This is a genomic window from Streptomyces sp. NPDC042100, from assembly GCF_055582325.1.
In genome coordinates this window covers 77,987-104,036 of the sequence record NZ_JBVJDK010000009.1, presented here as the reverse complement: position 1 = coordinate 104,036, position 26,050 = coordinate 77,987, and the positions used below count along the sequence as shown (strand labels likewise).

General features: G+C 75.0%; 24 protein-coding genes and 1 riboswitch. Of the genes, 8 read left to right on the top strand and 16 right to left on the bottom strand.

The window, feature by feature from the left end; genetic code table 11:
* Window positions 1-63 precede the first annotated feature (63 nt).
* Both ACZ6J5_RS21360 and ACZ6J5_RS21355 read right to left on the bottom strand, forming a co-directional pair.
* Window positions 64-1,086, bottom strand: a complete 1,023-nt coding sequence (locus ACZ6J5_RS21360) for a beta-ketoacyl-ACP synthase III (protein ID WP_469393760.1) — start codon at window positions 1,084-1,086, stop codon at window positions 64-66.
* A complete protein-coding gene (locus ACZ6J5_RS21355) occupies window positions 1,083-1,322 on the bottom strand; it encodes an acyl carrier protein (RefSeq protein WP_469393758.1) in 240 nt (79 codons plus the stop codon). Before ACZ6J5_RS21355 ends, ACZ6J5_RS21360 begins: the two co-directional genes overlap by 4 nt.
* 284 nt (window positions 1,323-1,606) lie before the next feature.
* Here ACZ6J5_RS21355 and ACZ6J5_RS21350 point away from each other — a divergent pair, with 284 nt between their 5' ends.
* Window positions 1,607-2,422 carry a DUF6585 family protein gene (locus tag ACZ6J5_RS21350; RefSeq protein WP_469393756.1) on the top strand — a complete coding sequence of 272 codons (816 nt, stop codon included), beginning with the start codon at window positions 1,607-1,609 and terminating at the stop codon, window positions 2,420-2,422.
* Window positions 2,423-2,430: 8 nt separating this feature from the next.
* Here the strand turns inward: ACZ6J5_RS21350 and ACZ6J5_RS21345 are convergent, their stop codons facing one another.
* Both ACZ6J5_RS21345 and ACZ6J5_RS21340 read right to left on the bottom strand, forming a co-directional pair.
* Window positions 2,431-3,288 carry a hypothetical protein gene (locus tag ACZ6J5_RS21345; protein WP_469393754.1) on the bottom strand — a complete coding sequence of 286 codons (858 nt, stop codon included), beginning with the start codon at window positions 3,286-3,288 and terminating at the stop codon, window positions 2,431-2,433.
* A gap of 305 nt (window positions 3,289-3,593) precedes the next feature.
* On the bottom strand, window positions 3,594-4,244 hold the full coding sequence (locus tag ACZ6J5_RS21340) for a GNAT family N-acetyltransferase (RefSeq protein ID WP_469393752.1): 651 nt from the start codon (window positions 4,242-4,244) through the stop codon (window positions 3,594-3,596).
* Window positions 4,245-4,577: 333 nt separating this feature from the next.
* Here ACZ6J5_RS21340 and ACZ6J5_RS21335 point away from each other — a divergent pair, with 333 nt between their 5' ends.
* On the top strand, window positions 4,578-5,081 hold the full coding sequence (locus tag ACZ6J5_RS21335; RefSeq protein ID WP_469393750.1) for an SgcJ/EcaC family oxidoreductase: 504 nt from the start codon (window positions 4,578-4,580) through the stop codon (window positions 5,079-5,081).
* On the opposite strand, the gene ACZ6J5_RS21330 is transcribed toward ACZ6J5_RS21335, so the two are convergent.
* Window positions 5,047-6,411 carry a HAMP domain-containing sensor histidine kinase gene (locus ACZ6J5_RS21330; protein ID WP_469393748.1) on the bottom strand — a complete coding sequence of 455 codons (1,365 nt, stop codon included), beginning with the start codon at window positions 6,409-6,411 and terminating at the stop codon, window positions 5,047-5,049. The genes ACZ6J5_RS21335 and ACZ6J5_RS21330 overlap by 35 nt on opposite strands.
* A complete protein-coding gene (locus ACZ6J5_RS21325; RefSeq protein WP_469393746.1) occupies window positions 6,408-7,295 on the bottom strand; it encodes a response regulator in 888 nt (295 codons plus the stop codon). The genes ACZ6J5_RS21330 and ACZ6J5_RS21325 overlap by 4 nt, the downstream gene beginning before the upstream one ends.
* A 111-nt stretch (window positions 7,296-7,406) precedes the next feature.
* Between ACZ6J5_RS21325 and ACZ6J5_RS21320 the strand changes: the two genes are divergently transcribed.
* Complete coding sequence (locus ACZ6J5_RS21320; RefSeq protein ID WP_469393745.1) at window positions 7,407-8,645, top strand: hypothetical protein; 1,239 nt, start codon at window positions 7,407-7,409, stop codon at window positions 8,643-8,645.
* Between the two features lies 1 nt (window position 8,646).
* On the opposite strand, the gene ACZ6J5_RS21315 is transcribed toward ACZ6J5_RS21320, so the two are convergent.
* The 5 genes from ACZ6J5_RS21315 to ACZ6J5_RS21295 all read right to left on the bottom strand — a co-directional run bounded on the left by ACZ6J5_RS21315 (window position 8,647) and on the right by ACZ6J5_RS21295 (window position 13,308).
* Window positions 8,647-9,285, bottom strand: a complete 639-nt coding sequence (locus ACZ6J5_RS21315; RefSeq protein ID WP_469394184.1) for a hypothetical protein — start codon at window positions 9,283-9,285, stop codon at window positions 8,647-8,649.
* A gap of 14 nt (window positions 9,286-9,299) precedes the next feature.
* Window positions 9,300-10,550, bottom strand: a complete 1,251-nt coding sequence (locus ACZ6J5_RS21310; protein WP_469393743.1) for an MAB_1171c family putative transporter — start codon at window positions 10,548-10,550, stop codon at window positions 9,300-9,302.
* Entirely contained in the window at window positions 10,547-11,110 is a 564-nt protein-coding gene (locus tag ACZ6J5_RS21305) for a toxin (protein ID WP_469393741.1), read from the bottom strand. The genes ACZ6J5_RS21310 and ACZ6J5_RS21305 overlap by 4 nt, the downstream gene beginning before the upstream one ends.
* Window positions 11,111-11,196: 86 nt before the next feature.
* Window positions 11,197-11,700 (bottom strand): hypothetical protein, encoded by a 504-nt coding sequence (locus ACZ6J5_RS21300; RefSeq protein WP_469393739.1) that lies wholly within the window; start codon window positions 11,698-11,700, stop codon window positions 11,197-11,199.
* 273 nt (window positions 11,701-11,973) lie between these two features.
* On the bottom strand, window positions 11,974-13,308 hold the full coding sequence (locus ACZ6J5_RS21295) for a hypothetical protein (RefSeq protein ID WP_469393737.1): 1,335 nt from the start codon (window positions 13,306-13,308) through the stop codon (window positions 11,974-11,976).
* Window positions 13,309-13,423: 115 nt separating this feature from the next.
* Between ACZ6J5_RS21295 and ACZ6J5_RS21290 the strand changes: the two genes are divergently transcribed.
* Window positions 13,424-14,383 (top strand): D-2-hydroxyacid dehydrogenase family protein, encoded by a 960-nt coding sequence (locus ACZ6J5_RS21290; RefSeq protein WP_469393735.1) that lies wholly within the window; start codon window positions 13,424-13,426, stop codon window positions 14,381-14,383.
* A gap of 104 nt (window positions 14,384-14,487) precedes the next feature.
* On the opposite strand, the gene ACZ6J5_RS21285 is transcribed toward ACZ6J5_RS21290, so the two are convergent.
* Window positions 14,488-15,348: a CbtA family protein gene (locus tag ACZ6J5_RS21285; protein ID WP_469393733.1), complete on the bottom strand. Its 861-nt coding sequence runs from the start codon at window positions 15,346-15,348 to the stop codon at window positions 14,488-14,490.
* A 15-nt stretch (window positions 15,349-15,363) separates the two neighbouring features.
* Window positions 15,364-15,594, bottom strand: a complete 231-nt coding sequence (locus ACZ6J5_RS21280) for a CbtB domain-containing protein (protein WP_362484068.1) — start codon at window positions 15,592-15,594, stop codon at window positions 15,364-15,366.
* A gap of 243 nt (window positions 15,595-15,837) precedes the next feature.
* On the opposite strand from ACZ6J5_RS21280, the gene ACZ6J5_RS21275 reads away from it, so the two are divergent.
* Entirely contained in the window at window positions 15,838-16,419 is a 582-nt protein-coding gene (locus ACZ6J5_RS21275; RefSeq protein ID WP_469393731.1) for a histidine phosphatase family protein, read from the top strand.
* Window positions 16,420-16,508: 89 nt separating this feature from the next.
* Here ACZ6J5_RS21275 and ACZ6J5_RS21270 read toward each other — a convergent pair whose 3' ends face one another.
* Both ACZ6J5_RS21270 and ACZ6J5_RS21265 read right to left on the bottom strand, forming a co-directional pair.
* Window positions 16,509-16,865, bottom strand: coding sequence for a GntR family transcriptional regulator (locus tag ACZ6J5_RS21270; RefSeq protein WP_469393730.1), 357 nt, complete (start codon window positions 16,863-16,865; stop codon window positions 16,509-16,511).
* Between the two features lie 2 nt (window positions 16,866-16,867).
* The gene (locus ACZ6J5_RS21265; protein WP_469393728.1) at window positions 16,868-17,854 is read right to left on the bottom strand and encodes an SdpI family protein; all 987 of its coding nucleotides are present in this window, start codon (window positions 17,852-17,854) and stop codon (window positions 16,868-16,870) included.
* A 139-nt stretch (window positions 17,855-17,993) separates the two neighbouring features.
* Here ACZ6J5_RS21265 and ACZ6J5_RS21260 point away from each other — a divergent pair, with 139 nt between their 5' ends.
* The 3 genes from ACZ6J5_RS21260 (at window position 17,994) to ACZ6J5_RS21250 (ending at window position 21,812) form a co-directional block, all read left to right on the top strand.
* Window positions 17,994-19,001: a S8 family serine peptidase gene (locus tag ACZ6J5_RS21260; RefSeq protein WP_469393726.1), complete on the top strand. Its 1,008-nt coding sequence runs from the start codon at window positions 17,994-17,996 to the stop codon at window positions 18,999-19,001.
* A gap of 51 nt (window positions 19,002-19,052) precedes the next feature.
* Window positions 19,053-20,030, top strand: coding sequence for a nucleoside hydrolase (locus ACZ6J5_RS21255; protein ID WP_469393724.1), 978 nt, complete (start codon window positions 19,053-19,055; stop codon window positions 20,028-20,030).
* A 168-nt stretch (window positions 20,031-20,198) separates the two neighbouring features.
* The gene (locus ACZ6J5_RS21250) at window positions 20,199-21,812 is read left to right on the top strand and encodes an ABC-F family ATP-binding cassette domain-containing protein (protein ID WP_469393722.1); all 1,614 of its coding nucleotides are present in this window, start codon (window positions 20,199-20,201) and stop codon (window positions 21,810-21,812) included.
* 398 nt (window positions 21,813-22,210) lie between these two features.
* On the opposite strand, the gene cobN is transcribed toward ACZ6J5_RS21250, so the two are convergent.
* Window positions 22,211-25,837, bottom strand: a complete 3,627-nt coding sequence (cobN, locus tag ACZ6J5_RS21245) for a cobaltochelatase subunit CobN (protein ID WP_469394182.1) — start codon at window positions 25,835-25,837, stop codon at window positions 22,211-22,213.
* Between the two features lie 40 nt (window positions 25,838-25,877).
* Window positions 25,878-26,017, bottom strand: a riboswitch (cobalamin riboswitch).
* Between the last annotated feature and the right edge of the window lie 33 nt (window positions 26,018-26,050).

Below are 26,050 nucleotides of genomic sequence, written 5' to 3'. Positions count from 1 at the left end.
GATCGCGCAGTCGCGCCGTCACGCCCGTCACGCCGTCACGCCGTCACGCGTTCGCTCATTCGCTCATTCGCCCGGAGCCAGTTCGGGCCACACGACGGTGGTGGCCCCCCAGGTCAGGCCCGCGCCGAACGCCGCCATCACCAGGCGGGCGCCGGGCGCGAGGGAACCGTCCCGGACCGAGTGGTCCAGCAGCAGCGGCACCGAGGCCGAGGAGGTGTTGGCGACCTGGTCGATGTTCGCGAGCCAGCGCTCCTCCGGCACGGCGAGCCGGGTCGCCAGCGCCTGGCAGATGCGGGCGTTCGCCTGATGGATCGCGACCCGGTCGACGGCGGGCAGCTCCCAGCCGCGCCGGTCGGAGGCTTCGGCGATCGCCGCGCCCATCCGCTCGACCGCGTGCCGGAACACCTGCCGCCCCTCCATGCGCACGTACGGGCGCGGTTCGTCGGCGGGGCGGTCGTACCCGGTACGGGAACCTCCCCACGGGGTGCCCAGCAGGCCCGCGCCGGATCCGTCGCTGCCCAGTACGAACGGCCCGAGGGCGCCGGGCTCGTCGGCGTGCCCCGCCCGCAGCACGACCGCCCCCGCGCCGTCGCCGAAGATCGCGGCGGTCGTCCGGTCCCCGGGGTCGGTGATGGCGGACATCGTGTCCGCCCCGATCACGAGGACCCGTTCCGCCGTTCCGGCGGCGATGTGGCCGGCGGCCACCGACAGGGCGTACACGAACCCGGCGCAGGCCGCGCCGAGATCGAGCGCGGCCACCCCCGTCAGCCCGAGGAGGGACGCGATCTCGGGCGCGCACGTCGGGATCAGCCGGTCGGGCGTCGCCGTCGCCAGGAGCACGGCGTCGACCTGTCCGTGCCCCTGCGACTTCAGGGCCCGGGACCCCGCCTCCACCGCCATGGCGACGGTCGCCGTGCCCGGCTCCACCCGGCGCCTGCTGCGCACTCCGGTGCGCTGGTGGATCCAGTCGTCGGTCACCCCGAGCCGTTCGGCGACCTCGGAGTTGGGCACCACCGTGGGCGGCAGCCAGGAGCCCAGGCCGCACACCACCGCCGCCGGAGCGGCGCCGTTCCGTGCGGCCGTCACTGGGCGACGGGCTGCTGACGGCGCTGTTCGAGCAGTGCCGCCACCGCCCCGATCGTCGGGCACGCGGCGAGCTCGTCCTCGTCGACGACGACGCCCCACTCCTCCTGGACGATCATGGCCAGTTCGGTCACGGCCAGGGAGTCCAGCCCCGCCTCGTCCGCCGTCGCCTCGGCGGTCACGGCGTCCTCCGGCAGCCTGAGCCGGTCCACCAGCGTCTCCCGCAGCCACTCGTACACGGTTCTCCCTGTTGCTCGCGTCCGTCGCCGCGGCATCGCGGCATTCCGGGTCAAGCTTCCAGACGGCCAACTCGGGGCAGGCGCCGCGATCATCCTCACGAGTGAACCCCGGCCGGGGATTCCCCCGGTCGGGGGTACGGCGGCACGGAAGCCGCGCGGAGGGGGGTAAGCGGGATCCCTTCCGGCCCTCGGCCTCAGCCCGGGCCCCGGGCCGCCCGGCTCTACCGGACGCGGACGCCCCAACTCCATACTGAGGCCCTGGTTTCCGGGTGGGGGAGGCTTGGGTGTCGTCGGAGCAGAGTGCCGTGCGGGTGCCGGACGCGTTACGCGTCGCGGCCCGGGAGTACGAGCTGGGGGCCCGCAAGGGGCTGGTGCGGAACGAGCCGAAGCGCTTCCCGTGGGGCGGGGTGCTGCCGGTGGGCGCGCTCGGCGTGTTCCTCGGGTGGATCGCCCTCTCGTACGCGATCGAGGACCAGCGGGAGGAAGGCGCCTGGTACTTCTCGCTTCCGCTGATCGTCCTCGCGGCGATCCCGCTGGGCTTCGTCGCGTATCTCCTCTTCGTCTGGCTGTTCCGGCCCCGGCCGCCCCAGGTCTGGGTGGCCTGGTACGAGCGCGGCGCGCTCTGGCACGTCGACGGCGGGGAGACGGCGGCGTTCACCTGGGACGAGATCGCCTCCGTCACCCGGCAGGACACCCAGGTGACGAACGGGGTGACGAGCGCCACCACGCACCAGTTGACCATCCGGTCCGAGCAGGGTGACACGGTCGTGCTGGGAGACGAGTTCGGCGGGATCGTGGCGTTCGCCGAGGGCCTCGGGGACGCGTTCGCCCGGGCGCGGATCCCCCGGGACGCCGCCCGCCTGGAAGCCGGTGAGCGGGTCGGCTTCGGCCTGGTCGGCATCGACGCCTCCGGCATCGGGCAGGACGACAACCGGGTCGGCTGGCCGGAGGTGGCGCGGATCGACGTGACGCGGGGGCGCGTGGAGATCCGCCGCCACGGCGAGCGCAAACCGTGGCTGACGCTGCCGGCCGCCGGGTTCCCCAACCTGATCGTCTTCCTGACCCTCGCCGACGCGCTGCGGCGGCAGCACGAGTCCTGAGGCGGCGGTCAGGCCCGTTCCCGTTCCCGTACGCCCTCCCGTTCCCGTTCCCGGACCACGGTGAACAGGACGGGTGTGCCGACGCCGAGGGCGGCGGCCGCGTCGGCCGCCGTCGCGGCGAGCCAGCCGACCGCGTCGCAGGACCACTCCGCCAACGCGCCCGCGAGGGTGATGCCGTGCCGGGGCGGGCCGTTCCAGAAGCGGTCGTCGAACGGCGGCGCGGGAAAGCCCGCCGGACCGGCCGCCGTCTCGTCCAGCGCGCCCGCGAACACGTCCTGGTCCGCGGGGACGAGGGCGCGGGCGAGCCGCCGCGCCACCGCCGGGACCGTCGGGTCGAGGCCGCCGTCGACGCGCACCCGCACCGGGACCCGCGCCCCCGGGCCGCCGCCCGTGCCGAACCACTCCGGCGTCCGCAGAGACGGCACCCTCGCGTACGGCGGACGGGCCGAGGCGTCGAGGCCCTGCACCGGCAGGAGGACCTGGACCGCGGTGAGCCGCACGGCGCCGACCCGCTCGGTCACCTCCTGAGCACAGCGCAGGAACGGCTGTACGGGGAGCGGCCGGTCGTCCGCCGGCGCGCTCGCCTCGACCTGGAACCACGAGAGGAGACCCGCTCCCGGAGCGGCCAGCGGGTGCTCCCAGCCCGCGTCGTTCATGGCCCACAGGCCGGGCGCGGCACCCTCGTCGCCGCGCCCCGAGCGGTCGTCCAGCCAGCCCATCGCGAGCGACCGCCGGTGGAACAACTGGTAGGCGTCGTACCCCGCGTGGGGCTCCCGCTCCCCGTACAGAGCGGCGAACATGGTCCCCGCCGTGGGCAGCGCGCCGGGCGCGACGCCCGGCCGCGCGGCGGCGTCCTGCTCCGGCATGTGGCTTCTCCCCCGCGAGTCGAAGGCACCGGCAGACGTGGCCTCGGGCGCTCCGCCCCGAGCGACCGGCGTGAGGACGACGATAGCCACCGGGAGCCTGAGCCGGTCGGCGGCGGCTCCGTCACCTCACGGGATCCTCCGGGGATCCGTCACCGACCCGACCCTCCCGACCCGTCCCGGTCCACGCACCGAGCATGGCATCCCCAGCCGGACCGAACAGTGCCGGGCTCCGGCAGCGTTCGCGTACGAAGACCGCGGGCCGACCGGTCCTCTCGCACCCCGTAGGGAGCCGTCCGCTGTGGCGGTCAGGCCGGTCGCGGCCCCCACCACGTCGCCGGGGACGCCGTCTCGTAGCCCAGGGACTCGTACAGGGGGCGGCCCAGTTTCGAGGCCGTGAGGGTGAGGGGGAGGTGGGCCAGGTGGGTCAGGGAGCCCGCCATGACGGCGCGGCCCACGCCCCGGGAGCGGAAGTCCGGGGGCGTGCCCACCCAGTAGTGGCTGGCGATACCGTCCGCCGCCAGGGACAGGCACGCGCCCGCCGGGGCGCCCTCGTACCGGGCCAGGTGGATCTCCAGGCCCGGCTCCGCCAGCAGCGGCGCGGGGAAGAGTTCGCCCGCGCGGTACGGCAGGAAGCCGTCCAGTTCGAAGCCCGCGATGACGATCCGCTCGGCCGCCTCCAGGTCCTCCGGGGTCTTCGCCCGCACCACCTCCAGGGCCGGTTCCGGCGCCGGGGCCGGGCGGCGGAGCATCACCGGCATCTGCCAGCTCCGCAGGTCCAGTCCGGCCAGGTCGGTGGCGCCGAACGGGTCCTCCGCGTTCACCGGGCCCTTCGCCGCCCGGACCAGGTCCTCCAGGGTCGACCTGTCCTCCCGCGTCAGGCTCGGCTCCTGGATCAGGACGCGCAGGCCCGCCCGTTCGCCGCCCTCCACCGCCACGAAGCCCGGGCGGCTGGTCACCTCGTGGCCCCTCGCCCTTCCGATCGTCGTCCAGGCCGTCGCGGAGTTGCGGGCCTGGAGGCGTGGGGCATCCGTCAAGGGGGGCGGGGTGGGGGGTGGGGGCTGCGGTGTCGTGCGTGCCGTGCGTGTCGTCATGGGGCGTACGGTAGTGCGCTGTTGACCGGGTCGACAGGCCAATCGGGGGGCTCGGGCGTGGGCCATTTCCTGGCTTCCGCCGCGTCTTGGGCGGGTCTTGGACGTCCGCTGTACGCGCGCTGGACGGGTGCTGCACGGGCGGTCGCGAGGGTGGGGGTGTTCCTTCGTCCCCCGCCCCGCACCACCAGTGGAGTCGCCATGAGCCGTCGTACGTTCAGCAGGAGCGCCGTCATCGTGATCGGGGCCGCCGGTCTCGTCGTCGGGACCGTCGGCGCCGTCGTCGCCACCGCCGAGCCCGCCGAGGCCGGGCCGCGGCCCTCCGAGCGGCAGATAGCCGGCCTCTTCGACCAGTGGAACCGCTCCCTCCAGACCGGTGACCCGAAGAAGGTCGCCGACCGCTACGCCTCCGACGCGGTCCTGCTGCCCACCGTGTCCAACCAGGTCCGCACCGACCGCGCCGAGATCGTCGACTACTTCGAGCACTTCCTGCGGAAGAAGCCGTTCGGCAAGAAGGTCGAGACGGTCGTCGAGGTCCTCGACAAGGACACCGCCATCGACACCGGCGTCTACGAGTTCACCCTCACCGACCCCAAGACCGGCCAGAAGAGCACCGTCGCGGCCCGCTACACCTACGTCTACGAGAAGCGCGACGGCGACTGGCGGATCGTCAACCATCACTCCTCGATGATGCCCGAAGGGTGATGACCACCCACAGGCCCGAACCCGGCGCGTCCGTCAGGGACACCGTGCCCCCGTCGTCCGTCACGAGCTGCTTGACGACGGCCAGGCCGAGGCCCGAGCCCGCGCGCCCGGTCAGGCCCTGACCGCGCCAGAAGCGGTCGAAGGCGCGGGACTTGTCCGCGTCCGACATGCCGGGGCCCTCGTCGAAGACCGAGAGGCGCAGCCCGGCCCCCTGGGGGTCGATCCGGACGGTGATGGTGCCGCCGTCCGGGGAGACCTCCAGCGCGTTCGACAGCACGTTGTCCAGCACCTGCTCCAGGTGCCCCGGCCCCGCCAGCACCGACGGCCGGCCCCCGGTCGTCTCGATGAACTCGATGGCGACCGCCCGCTCCTCCGCCGCCGACCGCCACACCGACAGGCGCTCCGCCACGATGTCCAGCAGCGGCATCGGCTCCGCCGCCGTCACCTTCGCCTCCGCACGCGCCAGCACCAGCAGGCCGTTGACCAGCCGGCTCATCCGGACGACCTCCGCCGTCGCCAGGTCCACGTCCTCCCGTACGAACTCGTCGTCGACGCCGTCCGCGATGTTGTCCAGCGACAGGCGCAGGGCCGTGAGCGGGGTACGGAGCTGGTGCGAGGCGTCCGCGACGAAGTTGCGCTGCGAGGCGATCAGGGTGTCCAGCCGCTCCCCCGCCTCGTTCAGCGTGCGCGCCAGCGTCTGCGTCTCCACCGGGCCCTCCACCGGGGACCGCGCGGTCAGGTCGCCGTCGCTGAACTTGCTGGCCATGTCGTTGAGCTGGCGCAGCGGGCGGGTCAGCCGGCGCGCCACCATCGCCCCGATCAGCGCCGCCACCGCCAGCACCACCACGGCCAGTCCGGCGCGGAAGCCCCAGATCGTCCACAGCCGGTGGTTCAGGCTGGCCGTCGGGTAGACGATCCGGACCGCGCCGACGATCCGCTCGCCGTCCTTCGCCGGGACGGTGACGACCAGGTCGCTGCCCCAGATGAAGTCCGAGCCCCAGTCCGCCGTCGACCGCCCCTCGTCCAGCGCCCGGTCCAGCGCCGCCCCGGGCGCCGGAGCCGGCAGGCCGGTGGCGCAGGCGGCCGTGGGCGTCACCCTGACGCGGGCGCCCGTCTGCGCCTCGTACGCCTGCGCCATCTCCTCCAGCGCCTGGCACGAGCTGACCCGGCCGTTCCCGGCCAGCAGCGCCATCGTCGTCGCCTCGCGTGTGGCGAACGCCTCGGTGTCGTTGCGGAGTTGCGCCGTGAGCGTGAACGCCACCGGCACGGTGAAGAGGAGGATCGCCACCGCCACGAGCAGGATGTAGCTGAGGATCAGACGGCGGATCACGACGCCGCCGGGGGGATCTCCGGGCGGGCGGCGGCGGTTCCGGTCCCGGGCTCCGCCGGGGCCGCGCCCTCCGGCCGACTTCCGGGCTCCGGCCGGCCTCCGGGCTCCGGTCGGCTTCCGGGCTCCGGCCGGCTTCCGGGCTCCGCAGGGGCCGCGTCCTCGGGCCGGCTTCCGGGCTCCGCCCCGCCCCCGGGCTCCGGGTCGGGTGTCACCATCAGGCGGAAGCCGACCCCCCGCACCGCCTCGACCGCTATCGCCCCCGCCAGCTTCCGCCGCAGCGCCGCCACGTGGACGTCCAGGGTCTTGGTCGGGCCGAACCAGTTCGCGTCCCAGACCGCCTCCATGATCTGCTCCCGCGACATCAGCGCGCCCGGCTCCTCCGTGAGGAAGGCCAGCAGGTCGTACTCCTTCGGCGTCAGCGCCACCTCCGCGCCGTCCAGCCGCACCCGGGCCGCCCTGCGGTCCACGGTCAGCCGGGAGCCGTAACGATCCTGCGGTGTCCCCTGGGCGCCCGCCGGGAGCGGCGGACGGGGCTGCGCGCGGCGCATCACCGCCCGTATCCGGGCGATGACCTCCCGGACCCCGAACGGCTTCGACACGTAGTCGTCGGCGCCGAGCTCCAGGCCGACCACCCGGTCCGTCTCGTCGCTGCGCGCGCTGATCACGATGATCGGCACGTCGCTGCGCTCGCGCAGCGCCCGGCACACGTCGAGGCCGTCGGTGTCCGGCAGCCCGAGATCGAGGAGGACGACGTCGTACGGGCCCTCGTGCTCCAGGGCCCCGCCCCCCGTCATCACCCATTCCACGGCGAAGCCGTAGCGCTTCAGGCCCCGGAGCAGGGACTCGGCGACCGGCTCATCGTCTTCCACCAGCAGTACGCGCACACCGCGCACCCTACGGTGCCCGATACTTCTGCGGTGCCCCCGAGTCCCGTTCCCTCCAGTCCCTCCAGTCCCTCCAGTCCCTCCGGTCTTCCCGGTCTCCCCGTTCCCCCCGTGATACCCCTGCCCGCCGACCCCGTCGATCCGGCCGTGCCCGCCTGGACCGGGCCCGACGCGGCGGCCTGGTCGGGCGCCCGCGCCGCCGCGTGGGCGAGGCCGCTGTGGGCCGTCCTGGTGCTGCTGTTCCCGCTGGCCGCCGCGATGGGCGCCGCTCCCGTGCCCGTCTGCACCGACGCGGTGCCGTGCGGGCCCGACTGGTCCGGCCTGGCGCAGACGGGCCTGGCCCTCGCCCTCCTCTACTGGAACGCGCGCCTGCCCGAACTCGTCCTCGTCGCCGCGCCCGTGCTGGCGTTCGTCGTGGCCTGGGAGCAGTTCCCGGCCGCCGACTGGCAGGCCGGCGCCGCCGACGCCGCCGTCCTCGCCGCCCTCGCCTTCGGCTGGGCCTCGGCCCGCGAACGCCTCGCCGCCCGGCGGCGCCAGCGCGCGCTCGTGGAGCGGACCGCCGTCCCGGTGGCCCTCCCCACCGAGGCGCCCGGCGGGCCGTGGCGGCCCGGGACGGTGGCGTGCGGCGTCGGACTCGCGCTGATCGCCGTGGCGGCGGGCGCGGTCGCGCTCGCGCTGCGGGGCATCGACGAAGGCGAGCGCCGGTCCGAGCGGGCGACCCGCACCGAGGCCCGGGTCACCGGCCACACCGACCTCGCGGTCACCCTCCGCACCGTCGACGGGCGCGCGTTCGGCGTCGACTCCGTGTTCCCCGAGGACTACCGCCCCGGCACCGTCGTCACGGTCCTGGAGGACGGCTCGGGGCGGTGGCTCGCCGCCGAGCCGTACGACCCGGTCGGCTGGCAGCTCCTGACGCTGGTCACCGGGCTCCCCGGGATCTCGCTCCTCGCCGGCGGCGTGCTCGCCCGGCGGCGGTACGGCGCCCTCCACGCGGGCCCGGTGCCCGCCCTGCGGGTGGCGGTCCGGCTGGGCCTCGACGGCTCCCTGCGCGTCCACCCGGCCGACGACCCGGCGGGGCGCACGCCGCTGTTCTCCTGCGCCGTGGTCCCCGTGGCGGTGCTCGCCGAGGACCACCGGCGGCGCGTGCCCGACCCGTCCGCGGGGGACCCGTACGCCGGGCTGCGCGCGGCCGTGCTGCTCGGCGCGCCGTACGAGGACGCCGAGCTGGTCTTCCGGCTGACCGGCTGGGGCGGGGACCCGGTCACCGCCCGCACCGTCCGCCCGGTCCGGCTCCGGCCCTCGGCCGAGCCCCCTGCCGAGCCCCCAGTCCGGCCCCCGGCCGGGCGCTGACTCACACGAAGAGGAACGCCGTCGCGGTGCAGGCCCCCAGGGCCGCGCCCGCGACGGTCTGCGCGGTCGAGTGGTACGAGAGGGCCACCCGCGACCAGCACACCGCGAGCGTGAGGGCGTAGCCGAACAGCCACCACGGGGAGTGGACCACCGCGAGCAGCGTGACCACGGCCGAGGCCACGGCGGAGTCGACCGAGATCTTCCAGACGGTGTTCACCGCGAGCAGCCCGATGGTCATCACCCACAGCCCGAGCATCGCCGCCAGGATCCGCACCGGCGCCCCGCCGAGGAGCATGACCAGCGAACCGGTGCCGATGGAGCCGAGGATGACGAGGAAGATCGGCGCCCGCTGGGTGCGGTCCACCACGTGCCGGTCACCCCAGGTGCCCCGCTTGCGCTCCCACTCGATGTACCCGGCCGGGATCAGCCCGGCGCACAGCGCGCCCAGCAGGCCCCACAGCAGGCCGGTCCAGTGCCCGGCGGCGGCCAGCCCGAGGCCCAGCATCCCGGCGAGCAGGGCGTTGCGGGGCTGGAGGACGTCGGTCACCACGCGGGCCACCTCGGTCGCACGGGCCGTACGGGGTGCGGTGGGCGTCCTGGGTGCGGTGGGCGTCCTGGGCGGGTTCGTGGGGGCGTCCATCGTGTTCCCCTCGGTCATGCCGTGGCCTCCAGACCCGCGCGCAGGACCACGCGGCCGCGCTGCTCCGGTATCGACGTGTACGCGGCGGCGACCCGCACCAGCCAGGCCACCTCGCCGTCCTGGTCCGTCGCGTGCTTCGTCTCGAAGGCGGCGGCCCGCCCGGCCGGCGCCCCGTCCGCCTTGGCCGCCAGCGCCGCTTTGATCCAGTACGCGTCGGCGAGCGCGTCCGTCCGCTCGGGGCCCGCGCCCTCGCCCGCCGCGGCCTCCTTGGCGGCGGTCAGCAGGCTGTCCGGCACGTAGTGGCGCAGCTTCTCGACCGCGTCCGCGATGTCGGCGGCCCAGCGGTCCACGCGCAGGTCGGCGGGGGTGTCGAAGCGGGTCAGCTCGCGGGCGAGGGAGGCCGGCGGGGCGAAGGGCTGGTCGGGGAAGGCCGTCATCAGCTCCCGCCACAGGGGGTGCAGCCCGACCTGGGCGCGCCACAGCCTGGCCCGCCGCCAGCCCTTGCTGAAGGCGGGGAGGGAGGCGCCGAGGGCGAAGAAGGCGAAGAGGACGATCTGGGCGGCCTCGGTGGCCTCGTCGAAGGCCAGCGCGAAGCCCTCGCTGGGCTGGTCGACGACGCTGATCCACAGGAACAGGGTGCGGCTGAGGGTGTAGAAGACCCCGATGACCATCGCGAAGGTCATCATGCCGAGCCCCACGCGCAGGTGCCGTAGCCGGGCGTTCGCGGTGGCCAGCGCCCACTGGTAGGCGCAGACGGCGGAGGCGGCGCCCAAGTACAGGTAGAAGACCGTCATGTAGAGCGTGGCGCCCCACTGCCCGGCGTGCTCGGCCACGAAGCGGTCGGCCGGCTTGGAGCGGTCGACGACCGTGAAGAACAGCACGGTGAGGAGGACGAGGGTGACCACCGACGCCTTGGCCGCGACCTGTTGGACGGCGCGGGCGAAGCGCACGTGCCGGGGGACCGGGCCGCCCTCGGGGAAGTGCCCGTAGATGGCGACGATGTAGCTGAGGATCGCGAGGATCGCGAGCGTCGAGGTGTAGTGCTTGATGAGCACCGCGAGGTCCACGACGGGGCTGTTGTTGAGCCCGGTGCGGACCGCCTGGGTCTTGGTCCACAGGGCGGCGGCGAAGCCCGCGTAGCAGCCCCAGAGGGCGCGGCGGCGCTTGTCCTCCTCGTCGCCCCAGAGGGCGGCGGGCATCCGCCACAGGGCGACGGCAGTCATCAGACCGGCGATGAGGTAGCCGGCGAGGTCGAGTGCGGTCACGTGGGGTCCTCGGGTGTTCTGCGGGTGCGGAAGAAGCCCCGGCGGCGGTGCGCGACCGGCCGGGACAGCGAGTTGGCCAGCCGGCCCACCATGTCGTCGCTGGTCACGTCCCGGGCCATGCGGGGGATGAGGGAGGCGCCGAACTCGGCGATCCGCTCGTCGTGGCTGTCGTACTGCGCGCGGGCCTGGACCGTGCCGGAGGAGAGCACCCGGTCGATCAGCGAGGTGTCGAAGACCGGGAGCAGCCGCCGCAGCCGCTCGGCGTCCAGCGTGCTGCCGTGGTCGAACCACTCGTGGCACAGCTCGTGCAGGATGACGTGCTGGGTCTGGTACGCGGTGGGGCGGCGGCGGTAGAGCACGTAGCTGGTGGTGCCGGAGGCCAGGCGCAGCCCGCAGGCGGCGTTGACCCGCGCCAGGCGGTCGGGCAGTTCCTGGAGCACGATGGTGCGGCCCCGGGCCGCCTCCATGTTCGCCACCAGGCCCTCGATGGTGAAGGGGGCGGGTATCGGGAGGTCAGCCAGCCCGGCTTCGCACTCTTTGCGCAGTTCACGCAGGGACATTGAGGCCTCTTGGTCGTCGTCACGCGTGTGTGACATGCGGTCGGCGAGTGTAGCCAACGCGGGTTTCCGACCAGGAGGCGCGTCCGCTACCTCCCGGGGGCGGCGGGGCCGTCGGCGGGCGGCGCGGGCCGGTCCGGCGCCCTGTCCGGCACCGAGTCAGGAGTCGGAGCGGGCGTCTCGTCCGGCGTCTCCGCGAGGAGGGAGAGCGCGAACTCCAGCAGCTCCGGCGGGAGTCCGTCCTCCGTCACGCCCCGGCCCGCGATCCCGCTGATCTCGCCGGTGCGCCGCTTGGCGAGGAAGCGGAGTCCGGCGACCACGTCGCCGACGACCTCCGACTCCTCCTTGAAGAAGCGCCAGTCCACGCCGAAGCCCAGCCCGAGGGCCTTCAGGATCTCCTCGGAGGGCTGGGTGACCTTGCCGGCGAGGATGTTGGAGAAGTAGCTGTGGGAGAGGGAGCCGCCGCGCTCCTTGACGAGCTCGGAGAAGGTCCGCCCGGACATCTTCTGGCCGGGGAAGGTCTTCTCCAGCATGTACTCGACCTTCTGCCGCAAGGTCTGCAGCTCAGGCGCGTCTTCGTCGGCGATGTCCATCCGGGTTACCTACGTTCGCATCCCGCACCGGTGCGAGTACCGGGCTTGCGTAAACACTCTACGTCACTGTTAACTGCAAAAAACACGGCCGGGGCACCACAGGGGAGTGTCCCGGCCGTGCCACCGAGCCATAGAAGTCGGGGAATTCAGGGAAGTCGGGGAAAGTCGGGGAAGTCAGAGAAGTAGCCCTTCGCGACGGGGGATGCGCGAAGGGCTACCCGTGCAGTATGCCAGCCCGCCGGGGGCCGCCGCACCGCGCACCCTGACACCCTGTCACGTCGGGCGTACGGGCTCCCCCGGCCCCGTAGGCCCCTCCGGCCCCGTAGGCCCCTCCGGCCCCGTAGGCCCCGTCGGCTCCTCCGCCAGGAACTCCGTCACCGCGAAGGCGAAGAGCAGCGCCAGCGCCAGCCCGACCACCACCCAGCCCGTCGGGTACGACCAGAGCACGTACGCGAGGACGGCGAGCGCCACCAGGATCCAGGTGATCCAGCGCCGGTGGCGGCCCACGAAAGGGCCCACCGGGCCGGTGCGGAAGCCCGCGTGGTCGGCGGTCACGCGGGCCGCGCCGACGCCCGAGTGCCAGACGCCCCGCACCAGCACGGCGTACTTCCCCGGGCCGGAGAGCCAGGCGGCGAGCGCGACGACCAGGCCGAGGACCGCGACCATCCGCACCGAGGTGCGCAGATAGCGGATCAGGATGTCGTAGACCGAGCCGGCGGCGGCCGGGGAGACCCCGTTGGGCAGGGAGTCGAGGTAGACCGTGCGGAAGACGGTCAGGCCGACGCCGAGGACCAGCGCGCCCGCGACCACGCCGAGCGCGGCGGCGACCAGGCTACGGCGCCGGTGGGCGGCGAGCAGGACGCCTCCCGCGACGAGCACGACGGCGATCACCGGGAGCCAGAAGCCCATCTTCTGGAGGAGCGCGAAGCCGGTCTTCGCCTTCCCGATGTCGTCGGCCTGGACGAGGGTGAAGTCGGTGTGGACCTCGGGGATCTTGCCCGCCACCGTCAGGCCCGAGTCGACCAGCCGCTGCTTGACCTGGTCGACGACGGGCGCGAGGTCCAGGGTCACCGTGTTCTGGTCGATCTTCACCGCGCCGTCCTCGTCGCCGGTGAGCGCCCGGTCGAGGGAGGTGTGGACGGCCCGGTTGGCGTCCTTCCAGATGGTCTCGAACTGGTCGGAGGCGACGACGTCCCGCGTCTTCTCCTGGACGAAGCTGCCGACGGCGCTTTCGAGGGAGTCGCCCAGCTTGCCCAGCGACTTCTCCAGCAGCGGGCGCTGCTCGGGGGCCACGCCTTCGAGCAGGTCCTTGAGGTCGATGTGCTCCATGACCGCTTGGGTGACCCGGGTCGCGACGGCCGCCTGGACGTCGGCGTCCGAGGCGAGCGGGGCGACCGTGGCGACGTACCGGTCGGTGTTGCCCAGCAGGTCGGCCGTCCAGGCGGCGAGCAGGCTCAGCGGGGCCAGGACGCAGCCGACGACGATGAGGAGGGCCGAGAAGAAGGAACGCAGCCGGTGGCGGGCCGGGGCCGGCGGGCGGGTCTCCGCCTCCAGCGCGGCCACCCGGGCGCGCAGCACCGAGAGTTCGTCCTCGCCACCGGTCGTCATGCCGCCTCCGGAGTCGTCCCGTCCCTGGCGGAATAAACCAGGGCAGATCAGTCCGATTGTGCGGGGGACACGGAGGTTTGTCGCTCCGAGCGGGGCCGTTTGCGATCATCCGGGCATGAAGCTGCGCTGTGCCGTACTCGACGACTACCAGGGCGTCGCCCTGTCCCGTGCCGACTGGAGCCGCCTCGACGGCCGGGTCGAGGCGCGCTCCCTGCGCGAGCACCTCGGCGACCGGGACGAGCTGGTCGCCGCCGTCGGCGACTGCGAGATCCTCGTCGTGATGCGCGAGCGGACCCCCCTCGACGCCGCGCTCCTGGACCGGCTGCCCCGGCTGCGGCTGATCGTCACCTCCGGGATGCGCAACGCCTCCGTCGACGTCGCCGCCGCCCGGGCCCGCGGGATCGCCGTCTGCGGCACCGCCAGCGGCTCCGAGCCGCCCACCGAGCTCACCTGGGCGCTGATCCTGGGCCTGGCCCGGCACGTGCACACGGAGAGCCGGGCGATGCGCGAGGGCGGACCCTGGCAGTCGACGCTCGGCCTGGACCTGGCCGGCCGCACCCTGGGCCTGGTGGGCCTCGGCAAGATCGGCGGGCGGGTGGCGCGGATCGGCCTCGCCTTCGGCATGGACGTGGCCGCCTGGAGCCCGAACCTCACCGACGAGCGGGCCGCCGGGCACGGCGTGCGGCGGGCGGAGAGCCTGCCCGCGCTGCTGGGCGCCGCCGACGTGGTCTCGCTGCACATGGTGCTCTCCGACCGCACCCGCGGGCTGCTCGGGGAGGCGGAGCTGCGGGCGATGCGGCCGGGCGCGTACCTCGTGAACACCTCCCGCGCGGGTCTCGTCGACGGGCCCGCGCTGCTGCGGGCGCTGCGCGAGGGGTGGATCGCGGGCGCCGGGCTCGACGTGTACGAGACGGAGCCGCTGCCCGCCGGGGACCCGCTGCGGACCCTGCCGAACGTCCTCGCGCTGCCGCACCTCGGGTACGTCACGGAGGCCAACTACGCCCGCTACTTCGGGGAGGCGGTCGAGGACATCGAGGCGTTCCTGGCGGGCGCGCCGGTGCGCGAGCTGGGCTGACCCGGGCGGCACCCGCCCCGGCCGGAGCCGATGGACGCGCGTCGGCCCCGTACCCCCGGGTGAGGGGTACGGGGCCGGTGACCGCGTACGGGACGGGTGGCGGCTCAGGCGGCCGGGGCCGGCCGCGCCGCCGGTACCGGAGCCGGACGCGGGGCGAGGAGCCGCTCCGCGAGCAGGCCGAAGGCGAGTCCGAAGACCACCCACAGCCCTGCCTGGATGCCGAGGGTCGCGAGCCGGAACTCCCACAGCACGGCGGCGGGGAAGCTCGCCTGGACGGCGTCCTCGTTGCCGGGCAGGAAGAGGCAGGCGACCGCGATCGCGACGACGAAGCCCGCGCCGGCCACGACGGTCGCGTTCCAGTTGCCGAGGCGGGGGGCGAGCCTGCGGCCCGCGACGACCGCGGCGGCGCCGAGCAGCACGCTCAGCAGGATCATCAGGAAGAACAGCGTGGTGCGCTGCCCGATGGTGTCCGGATTGCCGACGGCCGGCGGGGTCGCCGGATACTTCAGGAACGGGACGAAGTAGACCGTGGTGAAGGCGCCCGCCGCGACGAGCGCCGCGGTCGCCTTCGCGCCGAAGCGGCCGATCCGGCCCAGCACGAAGCAGAACACCAGCGCCGCGATGCCGCCGAGGGCGACCCCGTAGACGAGGACGCCGGTGGCGAGACCCGCCGTGGACTGGAGGTCCCGGCTGACGATCTCCTCCTCCTCGGCGGGCTCCGCGGCCTGCCCGTGGCCCGAGCCGTGGCTGTGGGCCTGGGCGTGCTCCGCCTTGGCGGCGGCCTCCTCGACGGCGATCGAGGCGTTGACCGACGGCTCACCCGCGACGTACGCGACGCCGAAGGCGAAGAGGCCGGCGAGCAGCCCCGCGAGCATGCCGCGGAGCAGGAGCCGTCCCACGAGCGAGCCCGTGGGAGCGGCGGGGGTCCCGGTGGCGGGGACGGGGGATGGAGCGGTGGACGACATGTGCGTGCTCGCCCCTCAGTGGCAGGGGAAGCCGAGCAGGTGGCGCCCGTCGTGCACCCACTCGTGGACGTCGCTGCCGGCGAAGAGCGAGGTGGCCCCCTGCTCGGCACCGACGAAGTAGAGCGCGACGAGCATCAGGATCCCGGCGAACAGCGCCCACGGGAGCACCGCGCGGACCGGCAGGGAAACCGGGACGGCGATGGACGGCGTGGATGCGGCGACGGGCGACGCTATGGCCTCGGCCATGGTGGAACCTCCTGGGGAACTCGCGTCCCATACGGTGGTGCGCGACGACGGTCGTCGGGTCTGACTCACCTCTCCCGGGGGCGCCGGGGCGGGCTCACAGTGGCGCGACCGTGCCGGATTCACACCGGGCTTCCGTCTCGCCGTCGTCGTTCTGTGGAAATTGACGCCTGACCGTACCGCGCCCGTCACTCCGCGCCAAGAGCGCCTGGGAGAAGGGCCGATGAATTGAGGGATGAATCACCCATGCCCGCGCGCGCCCTGCCGACCGTCCGGCTCACGCTGATCTCCCCCGCTCCGACGGCCGCGCTCCGGGAGGCGCGGTTCGACGACTCCGGCCCGGTGGAGCCGGTGACGGCGGGGCCGCTGCGCCTGGCGGCGGGGGTACGGGTGGTGAGCTCGCCGTCCGGGCGGTGCGCGGCGACCGCCGCCGCGCTCGGGATCGACCCGGCGGCCGTGCGGCCCGAACCGGCCCTGGCGGGCTGCGCGGTGGGGCGCTGGCACGGCCGCCGGCTGGACGAACTCGCCGCCGCCGAACCGGAGTCGGTGGCCGCGTGGCTGTCCGACCCGGACGCGGCCCCGCACGGCGGCGAGTCCCTGCGGGCGCTGCGGGCGCGGGTGGCGGGCTGGCTGGACGCGCTGGAGCCGGGCACCGGCGCGGTGTACGCCTTCGTGGAGCCGGACGTCGTCCGCGCGGCCGTCGCCCACGCCCTGGACGCCCCCGGCTCCGCCCTGTGGCGCCTGGACGTCCGCCCCCTGCACGCGGTGGAGCTGTCGGGCCGCGCGGGCCGCTGGAACGTGCGGACGGGGGCGCCGGTGGCGGGGTGAGGACCGCCACCGGGGAGCGCCCTTCCCGCCACCGGGGAGCGCCCCTCCTGTCACAGGGGACCCTCCCCGCCACCCGGGGGAGCGCCCCCTCAGTCCAGGGACGCCCGCGCCAGGTCCAGGAACTCCGCGTCGGTCAGCCCGAGTCGGCGGGCCTCGGCCGCCAAGGAGCGCAGGCCGTCGACGAGTCGCGCCCGCCCGGGTGCGGCTGCGCCCGGGACGATGACGGCGCCTCGGCCCCGGCGCAGCTCGATCAGGCCCTCCTCGCGCAGCCGTTGGTAGCCGCGCAGCACGGTGTGGACGTTGACGCCGAGGGAGTCGGCGAGTTCCCGCGCGGCGGGCAACCGCTCGCCGGGAGCGGCGCTGCCGTCGGCGAGCGCGCCGCGGACGCACCCGGCGATCTGGTCGCCGAGCGGCACGGCGGAGGCGGGATCGACCCGGAAGAGCACGGTCAGTCCTTTCCGGGGACGCCGGGGGCGGCGGGGGAGCCGGGGGCGCCGGGCCCCCGCTCGCCTCGGGCCGTGAGGGTGTTCAGGAGCGCCGCCGCCGTCGGGGCGTCGTCGACCGTCACCAGGAACTCCCGCCCGTCCCGCCGCCGTACGGCCAGCGCGGGGCCCGAGCGCAGGATCACCCCGGCGGCCCCGGGCCGCACCCGGTAGCCCCAGCCGCCGAACTCGGCGAGCGGCTCGACGTCCCGGACCGTCGCCCCGGCGATCTCGGCCAGCGGCACCCGCAGCCGGGGCCGGGCCGCCAGCGCGGGGCGGACGGTCAGCCCGCGCCGGTCGGCGGTCACCCGGACCCGGCTCAGCGCCGCCCCGGGCACGCCGACGGCCAGCGGGATCAGCGCGTACGGCCAGGGGGCGAAGAGCAGCACGACGGGCACGGCCAGCAGGAACGCCCCGGCGAGCAGGCTCATCGGCGGCGAGCCCGCCGTCCGCGCCCAGCCCGCGAGCTCCCCGTCGCCCAGGTCGAGCCGGAGCTCCCCGCCGGGCGCCGCCGCCGGGTGCGGGGGCTCCTCGGGGACGAACCGGATGAGCGCCCGGCCCGCGAGGGCCAGCAGCGCGCCGACGGCCAGCGCCACGGTCAGGCCGGCGAGCGGCAGCCGCGCCCCGGCGGGGTCGGCCAGGTCCAGGTTGGCGCGGAGGGTCAGGACGAGCAGCGCGCCGGTGAACCCGGCGGTCGCCCACGCCCCCCACAGCACCCGGCGGCGCACGAGGAGCGTCCAGCCCGCGCCGAGCGCGAGCAGCAGCACCGCGCCGACCGCGAGGAAGACACCGGTGCCGGTGAAGCCGTCGGCGACCCCGTCCACGCCGAAGTGGGTGGCGAGCCGGCCGGGCAGCCGGTCGCGCCAGAGCGCGGACAGCGGCGGGCCGACGGCGAGCGCGAGTACGAACGGCAGCGCGGCGAGCAGGCGCAGCCGGGGTGCGGCACGGTTCACGGAGTCCTCCCCAGGGTCGCTCTTTCTTTTACTTGTTACCACTCTACTAGAACAATCAGATTCTCGGGATGCGGAAGCGCCCGGCTCCCTGTTGACTGGCCGCTGACTGGCCCAAACGCGTACGAATGGGGAGAAACGGATGCGCCGTCGGCCCACCGGCACCACCCTCGCCGCCCTCACGGCCCTGACCGCCCTCACCGCCGCCGTGACCACCGGCTGCGGCGGCGACCAGGCCGAGCCCGATCCGCTGCGGGGCGGCCAATGGGGCCTGGACGCCCTGAAGATGCCCGACGCCTGGAACACCGACCGGGGCGAGGACACCGTCATCGCCGTCGTGGACACCGGCGTCGACCTCGACCACCCGGACCTCAAGGGCCGGCTGGTCGACGGCTACGACCTCGTCGACGGCGACGACCAGCCCAAGGACCTCAACGGCCACGGCACCCACGTCGCCGGCATCGCCGCCGCCCACACCGACAACGGCGTGGGCGTCGCGGGCGGCGCCCCGGGCGCCAAGATCATGCCGGTGCGGGTGCTGGGCGCGGACGGCAGCGGCAGCGACGAGAACATCGCCAAGGGCATCGTCTGGGCCGCCCAGCACGGCGCCGACGTCATCAACCTCTCCCTCGGCGAGTCCGGCCTGATGGCCCGGCTGCTCAAGGGCGGCGTCCTCAACCAGGCCATCTCCGTCGCCGACGCCAAGGGCGCGGTCGTGGTCGCCGCCGCCGGCAACGACTCCACGGCCCTCCAGCCGTACCGCCTCGACACCCCGGTGCTCGTGGTCAACGCCGCCGGCGAGAACGGCGCCCCCGCCTCCTTCACCAACTTCGGCGCCCAGAACGCCGTGTCCGCGCCCGGCGTGGACATCCTGTCCACCCTGCCGACGTACCCGACGAAGGAGTCCCTGAAGAACGCCTCGGGCTACGGCAAGCTGTCCGGGACCTCGATGGCCTCCCCGTACGTCTCCGCCGTCGCCGCGCTGCTGCACCGGCAGGGGCTGGACCCGGCCGCCATCCGGAAGACGATCCAGGACACCGCGAGCAACCCGCGGAACCTGGTGAAGCTCGGCCTCGGCAACGTGGACGCGGCGGCGGCCGTCAAGGCGGCCAAGGACGCCAAGGACGCCAAGGGCACGAAGAAGCCGTGACGGGCGCGGGGAAGCCGTGACGGAGCGGCGGGGGTGTGGGACGGTGGGGTCATGCCCGTACCCGTGATCCTCGACTGCGATCCCGGACACGACGACGCCTTCAACATCCTGCTCGCCGCGGCCCATCCGGCCGTCGACCTGCTCGCCATCACCACCGTGGCGGGCAACCAGACGGTCGAGAAGACCACGCTCAACGCCCGCCGGGTGTGCGCCGCGGCCGGGATCCACGGCGTACCCGTCGCGGCCGGACGCGACCGCCCGCTGCACGCCGGACCGTACGGGGCCCCGCGCGTCGCCGAGGACATCCACGGCGGCTCGGGGCTCGACGGGCCCGGCTTCGGCGACGGCGAGCCGGCCGTGCCGCAGGACCCGCGCGACGCCCTCGCGCTGACCCGCGACATCCTGCTCGCCCACCCGGCGCCGGTCACCCTCGTGCCGACCGGCCCGCTGACCAACGTCGCCGCACTGCTGCTCGCCCACCCCGAACTGGCCGCCCGGATCGAGCGGATCGTGCTGATGGGCGGCTCCACCGGGCGGGGCAACACCACACCCGCCGCCGAGTTCAACATCCTCTGCGACCCGGAGGCGGCGGACCTCGTCTTCCGCAGCGGGATCCCGCTCACCATGTTCGGCCTGAACGTCACCCACCAGGTGCGGGCCACCCCCGAGGTGCTCTCCCGGCTCGCCGCGCTCGGCACCCCGCTGGGGCACCTGTGCGTCGAGCTGCTCACCTACTTCGCCGCCACCTACCGCGAGGTCTTCGGCTTCGACGCGCCCCCGCTGCACGACCCGCTGACCGTGGCCCACCTGATCGACCCGTCGCTGGTCAGCCTGGTGCGGGCGCCGGTCGCGGTCGAGCTGACCGGCACGTACACGCGCGGGGCGACCGTGATCGACCTCGACGGGGTGACCGGGCTGCCGGCCAACGCCGAGGTCGGCATCGAGGCGGACGCGGACCGCTTCTGGGACCTGATCGTGGACGCGGTCCGGGTTTTGGGCGAGCGGTCCGGAGCCCCCGCCCCGAAGTGACGAGCCACTGACGAGCACGCCGACGAGCACCGACAAGCGCTAACGAGACGCAACGTCTTGCGGGAATGCCCCGGAGGGGCGTACGGTGAGCGCGTCGAGATAGACGAGACGCTACGTCTCGTCTCATTACATCTCGCGGCTCTGTCGCCCAGCCCCCGGAGGCCGCCCTTGTTCCGTGTCCATCTCACCGACGTCACCAAGCGCCACGACGACCGGCTCGTCCTCGACCGGGTCTCCCTCTCCGTCCGCGCCGGCGAACGCGTCGGCGTCGTCGGCGACAACGGCTCCGGCAAGTCCACCCTGCTGCGGCTGCTCGCCGGCCGGGAGCGGGCCGACGCCGGGACCGTCACCGTCGAGGCGCCCGGCGGCCTCGGCCACCTCGCCCAGACCCTCGACCTGCCCGCCACCGCGCGCGTCGGCGACGCCATCGACCTCGCCCTCGCCGACGTACGGGCCCTGGAGCGGGCCATCCGCGCGGCCGAGGCCGCCCTCGCCCGCACCGGCGACCTGGAGGGCTACGCCGCCCTGCTCGCCGCCTACGAGGCACGCGGCGGCCCCGACGCCGACCGGCGGGTGGCGAGCGTGCTGCGGCGGCTCGGCGCTCGCGGCCCCCTCGACCGCGAGCGCCGCCTGGGCACCCTCTCCGGCGGCCACCGCTCCCGGCTCGCGCTCGCCGCGACGCTCGCCGCCGACCCCGAACTCCTGCTGCTCGACGAGCCGACCAACGACCTCGACGACGAGGCCGTCGGCTGGCTGGAGGAACGGCTGCGGTCCCACCGCGGCACCGTCGTCGCCGTCACCCACGACCGGGCCTTCCTCGACCGGGTCACCACCGCGGTCCTGGAGGTGGACCACGAGACCCGGGCCGTGCGCCGGTACGGCGACGGCTACGGCGGCTATCTGGCCGGGCGGGCCGCCGACCGGGCCCGCCGGGAGCGGGAGTACGCCGAGTGGCGGGCCGAGTCCGCCCGGTACGCCGCGCTCGCCGACCGCGCCATCGACCGCTTCTCCGCCATCCCCCGCAAGGCCCCCGCGGCCTTCAGCGGCGCCGGGGCCTTCCGGGCCCGGTCCCGGGCGCACGGCGCGATGAGCAGGATCCGGGCCGCCCGCGAGGAGCTGCGCGGGCTCGCCGCCGCGCCGGTGCCCCGGCCGCCCGAGCCGCTGCGCTTCGCCGCCCGGATCGAGGGCCGCCCGGCCGCCGTGGAGCTCGCGGGGGTGCGGGTCGAGGGGCGGCTGCGGCTGGACGCGCTGCGCCTGGAGCCGGGCGAACGGCTGCTGGTCACCGGCCCGAACGGGGCCGGCAAGTCCACCCTGCTGCGGCTCCTCGCGGGCGAACTCGCCCCGGACGCGGGCACGGTGGACGTGCCGGTCCGGGCCGGGCTGCTGCGGCAGGACACCGCGGGCGCGGCCGATCCGCGCCCGCTGGCCGTCGCCTTCGGCGCGGGCCGGGAGCGGGAGCTGCTCGGGCTCGGCCTGTTCGCCCCGGCCGAGCTGGCGACGCCGGTGCGGGCGCTGTCGGCGGGGCAGCGGCGCAGGCTGGAACTGGCCCGCCTGGTCACCGCCCCGGCGGGGCTGCTGCTGCTCGACGAGCCGACCAACCACCTCTCCCCCGGCCTGGTGGAGGAGGTGGAGGCCGCGCTCGCGCACTACCCGGGCACCCTGGTGGTCGTCAGCCACGACCGGCGGCTGCGGGCGGGCTTCGGGGGGCGGCGGCTGGAGCTGGCGCCCTGGACCGCCGTGCCGGAGCCCGCGACGGGAGCCGCTACGGGGTGCTCGCGCTAGTCGGCGGGTACGGCTTCAGCGACCCGCCGCCGATGCCGGGGGCGGTGCGCTCGGGCGCCGGGGGCGCGCTCGCGGAAGGCCCGCCGTCCGCCGGGGTGGCCGAGGCCGACGGGTCCGCGCCGGCCGAGGCCGACGGGCTCCCGGCGGTCGGGGAGGCCGCGGACCCCGAAGACCCCGAAGACGTCGAGGACGCCGGGGCGGTCGGGCTCGGGGACGTGTCCCCGCCGCTCCCGCCGTCGCCCCCGCCCGAGCAGGCTCCCAGGCCCAGGGTCAGGCCCAGCACCAGCACCGCCGTCGTCACCGCTCCGCGGGCACGCACGCCCACCACCCCACCCCAGGTCGGAGTCCCGATCCGCGCGAGCGCGCGGATCGGGATCGTAACTCAGGAGCTCAGGAGCTCAGGACTCGTCGGCGCCCTCCAGGTCGCCCTCCGTCTCCAGGAAGACCTGGCGCAGCGCCGCCAGCGTCTCCGGGTCCGGCTTCTCCCACATGCCACGGGACTCGGCCTCCAGGAGCCGCTCCGCGATGCCGTGCAGCGCCCACGGGTTGGCCTCCTTCAGGAAGGCCTGGTTCTCCGGGTCGAGGACGTACGCCTCGGTGAGCTTGTCGTACATCCAGTCGGCGACCACGCCCGTCGTGGCGTCGTAGCCGAAGAGGTAGTCGACCGTCGCCGCCAGCTCGAACGCGCCCTTGTAGCCGTGCCGGCGCATCGCCTCGATCCAGCGCGGGTTGACCACGCGGGCGCGGAACACCCGGGAGGTCTCCTCGACCAGCGTGCGGGTGCGGACCGTCTCCGGGCGGGTGGAGTCGCCGATGTACGCCTCGGGGGCCGTGCCCTTCAGCGCGCGGACGGTCGCCACCATGCCGCCGTGGTACTGGAAGTAGTCGTCCGAGTCGGCGATGTCGTGCTCGCGGGTGTCCGTGTTCTTCGCCGCGACCGCGATCCGCTTGTACGCCGTCTCCATCTCGGCGCGCGCCGGGCGCCCTTCGAGCCCGCGCCCGTACGCGTAACCGCCCCACACCGTGTACACCTCGGCCAGGTCGGCGTCGGTGCGCCAGTCCCGCGAGTCGATCAGCTGGAGCAGCCCCGCGCCGTACGTGCCCGGCCGGGAGCCGAAGATGCGGGTGGTGGCCCGCCGCTCGTCGCCGTGCTCCGCCAGGTCCGCCTGCGCGTGTGCCCGTACGTAGTTGTCGGCGGCGTCCTCGTCCAGGCCCGCGACCAGCCGTACGGCGTCGTCGAGCAGGCCGATGACGTGCGGGAACGCGTCCCGGAAGAAGCCCGAGATGCGCAGCGTCACGTCGACGCGCGGGCGGCCCAGCTCGGCGAGCGGGATCGGCTCCAGGCCGTTCACGCGGCGCGAGGCCTCGTCCCACAGCGGGCGGACGCCCAGCAGCGCCAGCGCCTCGGCGACGTCGTCGCCCGCGGTGCGCATCGCGCTCGTCCCCCACAGGGACAGGCCCACGGAGGTCGGCCACTCGCCGTTGTCGTCGCGGTAGCGGGTCAGCAGCGAGTCGGCGAGCGCCTGGCCGGTCTCCCACGCGAGGCGGGACGGCACGGCCTTCGGGTCGACCGAGTAGAAGTTGCGGCCGGTCGGCAGCACGTTGACCAGGCCGCGCAGCGGCGAGCCGGAGGGCCCGGCCGGGACGAAGCCGCCGTTCAGCGCGTGGACGGCGTGCGTGAGCTCGTCGGTGGTGGCCGCGAGGCGCGGCACGACCTGCTCGCAGGCGAAGCGCAGCACGGCGTGGACCTCGTCGCCGTACCCGTCGGCCACGGTCGCGATCGCGTCCACGGACCAGCCGGCGGCCTCCATGCCCTCGACCAGCTCGCGCGCCTTCGCCTCCGCCTCGTCGGCGGTGGTGCGGGTGGCCGCCGACTCGTCCAGGCCCAGCGCCTCGCGCAGGCCCGGCAGCGCCTGCGTGCCGCCCCAGATCTGACGGGCGCGCAGGATGGAGAGGACCAGGTTGACCCGGGCCTCGCCGGCCGGGGCGCCGCCCAGGACGTGCAGGCCGTCGCGGATCTGGGCGTCCTTGACCTCGCACAGCCAGCCGTCGACGTGCAGCAGGAAGTCGTCGAAGCCGTCGTCCTCCGGGCGCTCCTCCATGCCGAGGTCGTGGTCGAGCCTGGCGGCCTGGATCAGCGTCCAGATCTGCGCGCGGATCGCGGGCAGCTTCGCCGGGTCCATGCTGCTGATCTGCGCGTACTCGTCGAGAAGCTGCTCCAGGCGCGCGATGTCGCCGTAGGAGTCGGCGCGGGCCATCGGCGGCACGAGGTGGTCGACGAGGGTGGCGTGCACGCGGCGCTTGGCCTGGGTGCCCTCGCCCGGGTCGTTGACGAGGAACGGGTAGACCAGCGGCAGGTCGCCGAGGGCCGCGTCCGGGCCGCAGGCGGCGGACAGGCCGGCGTTCTTGCCGGGCAGCCACTCCAGGTTGCCGTGCTTGCCGAGGTGCACCATCGCGTCGGCGCCGAAGCCGCCGTCCTCGGCGCGGGCGGCGATCCAGCGGTAGGCCGCCAGGTAGTGGTGCGAGGGCGGCAGGTCCGGGTCGTGGTAGATCGCGATCGGGTTCTCGCCGAAGCCGCGCGGCGGCTGGATGAGGACGAGGAGGTTGCCGCGCCGCAGGGCGGCGAGCACGATGTCGCCCTCCGGGTCGCGGGAGCGGTCCAGGAACATCTCGCCGGGCGCCGGGCCCCAGTGCTCCTCCACCCGCTCGCGCAGCTCCGCCGGGAGCTCGGCGTACCAGCGCTTGTAGTCGGCGGCCGGGATGCGGACCGGGTTGCGGGCGAGCTGCTCCTCGGTGAGCCAGTCCTGGTCGTGGCCGCCGGCCTCGATCAGGGCGTAGATCAGTTCGTCGCCGTCGCCGGAGACCAGGCCCGGGAGGTCCTCGACGGGGCCGAAGTCGTAGCCCTCCTCGCGGAGCCGGCGCAGCAGGGCGACGGCGGAGGCGGGGGTGTCGAGGCCGACGGCGTTGCCGATGCGGGAGTGCTTGGTGGGGTACGCGGAGAGGACGAGCGCCAGCTTCTTCTCGGCGTTCGGGATGTGCCGCAGCCGGGCGTGCCGGACGGCGATCCCGGCGACGCGGGCGGCGCGCTCGGCGTCTGCCACGTACGCGGGCAGGCCGTCCTCGTCGATCTCCTTGAAGGAGAACGGGACGGTGATCAGGCGCCCGTCGAACTCGGGGACGGCGACCTGGCTGGCCGCGTCCAGCGGCGACAGGCCCTCGTCGTTCTCCTCCCAGGCGGAGCGGGAGCCGGTCAGGCACAGGGCCTGGAGGATCGGCACGTCGAGCGCGGCGAGCGCCCCCGCGTCCCAGGCCTCCTCGTCGCCGCCCGCCTGTGCCTCGGCGGGCTTGGTGCCGCCCGCCGCGAGGACGGTGGTGACGATCGCGTCGGCGCCGCGCAGCTCCTCCAGGAGCTCCGGCTCGGGGGCCCGCAGCGAGGCCACGTACAGGGCCTTGGCGCGGGCGCCGTGCGCCTCGATCGCGTCGCACAGGGCGCCGACGAAGGCGGTGTTGCCGCTCATGTGGTGGGCGCGGTAGTAGAGCACGGCGACGGCCGGGCCGTCGGCGACGGCCTCGGAGGCGGTGCGCTCCAGCGGGCCCCAGGTGGGGGCGGCGGCGGGCGGCTCGAAGCCGTGGCCGGTGAGCAGCACGGTGTCGGAGAGGAAGCGGGCGAGCTGGCCGAGGTTGGCCGGGCCGCCGTGTGCCAGGTAGGCGTGGGCCTCGGTGGCGACGCCGACCGGGACGGTGGACGCCTCCATCAGCTGCGCGTCGGGGGCCTGTTCGCCGCTGAGCACGACGACCGGCTTCCCGGCGGCGCGGAGCGCGTCCAGGCCCTCCTCCCAGGAGCGCAGGCCGCCGAGGAGGCGTACGACGACGAGCTCGGCGCCGTCGAGGAGGGCGGGCAGGTCGGCGGCGGGCAGCCGGGCCGGGTTGGCGAACCGCCACTCGACCGCGCCCTCGGCCGGGGCGGCGTTCGCCGCGCGGGCGCTGAGCAGGTCGGTGTCGGAGTGCGACAGCAGCAGGAGCATGGCGAGCTCAGGCCCTTCCTCGGGGTTGTCCGCGCCCCGGGTGGTCGTATGGACGGCGGGGAGTTCCTGACTCACCGCCCCGCGTTCCCCCGGGCCGGCTCACAGTGGCGGGACCGCGCCGGATTCTCACCGGGCTTCCTCCCCGGGGTCCTGGGACCCCATGCCGCTTGCATCCTAGATCGTCCGGGAGCCCCGGGGGAGGGGCCCTGGGGT

Bases quoted from the DNA above. Each gene is read 5' to 3' on its own strand.
- ACZ6J5_RS21345 (WP_469393754.1), bottom strand. From the start codon at position 3,288: ATGCCGGAGCAGGACGCCGCCGCGCGGCCGGGCGTCGCGCCCGGCGCG.
- ACZ6J5_RS21335 (WP_469393750.1), top strand. From the start codon at position 4,578: ATGAGCCGTCGTACGTTCAGCAGGAGCGCCGTCATCGTGATCGGGGCC.
- ACZ6J5_RS21315 (WP_469394184.1), bottom strand. From the start codon at position 9,285: ATGGACGCCCCCACGAACCCGCCCAGGACGCCCACCGCACCCAGGACG.
- ACZ6J5_RS21305 (WP_469393741.1), bottom strand. From the start codon at position 11,110: ATGTCCCTGCGTGAACTGCGCAAAGAGTGCGAAGCCGGGCTGGCTGAC.
- ACZ6J5_RS21300 (WP_469393739.1), bottom strand. From the start codon at position 11,700: ATGGACATCGCCGACGAAGACGCGCCTGAGCTGCAGACCTTGCGGCAG.
- ACZ6J5_RS21295 (WP_469393737.1), bottom strand. From the start codon at position 13,308: ATGACGACCGGTGGCGAGGACGAACTCTCGGTGCTGCGCGCCCGGGTG.
- ACZ6J5_RS21290 (WP_469393735.1), top strand. From the start codon at position 13,424: ATGAAGCTGCGCTGTGCCGTACTCGACGACTACCAGGGCGTCGCCCTG.
- ACZ6J5_RS21285 (WP_469393733.1), bottom strand. From the start codon at position 15,348: ATGTCGTCCACCGCTCCATCCCCCGTCCCCGCCACCGGGACCCCCGCC.
- ACZ6J5_RS21280 (WP_362484068.1), bottom strand. From the start codon at position 15,594: ATGGCCGAGGCCATAGCGTCGCCCGTCGCCGCATCCACGCCGTCCATC.
- ACZ6J5_RS21275 (WP_469393731.1), top strand. From the start codon at position 15,838: ATGCCCGCGCGCGCCCTGCCGACCGTCCGGCTCACGCTGATCTCCCCC.
- ACZ6J5_RS21260 (WP_469393726.1), top strand. From the start codon at position 17,994: ATGCGCCGTCGGCCCACCGGCACCACCCTCGCCGCCCTCACGGCCCTG.
- ACZ6J5_RS21255 (WP_469393724.1), top strand. From the start codon at position 19,053: ATGCCCGTACCCGTGATCCTCGACTGCGATCCCGGACACGACGACGCC.
- cobN (WP_469394182.1), bottom strand. From the start codon at position 25,837: ATGCTCCTGCTGCTGTCGCACTCCGACACCGACCTGCTCAGCGCCCGC.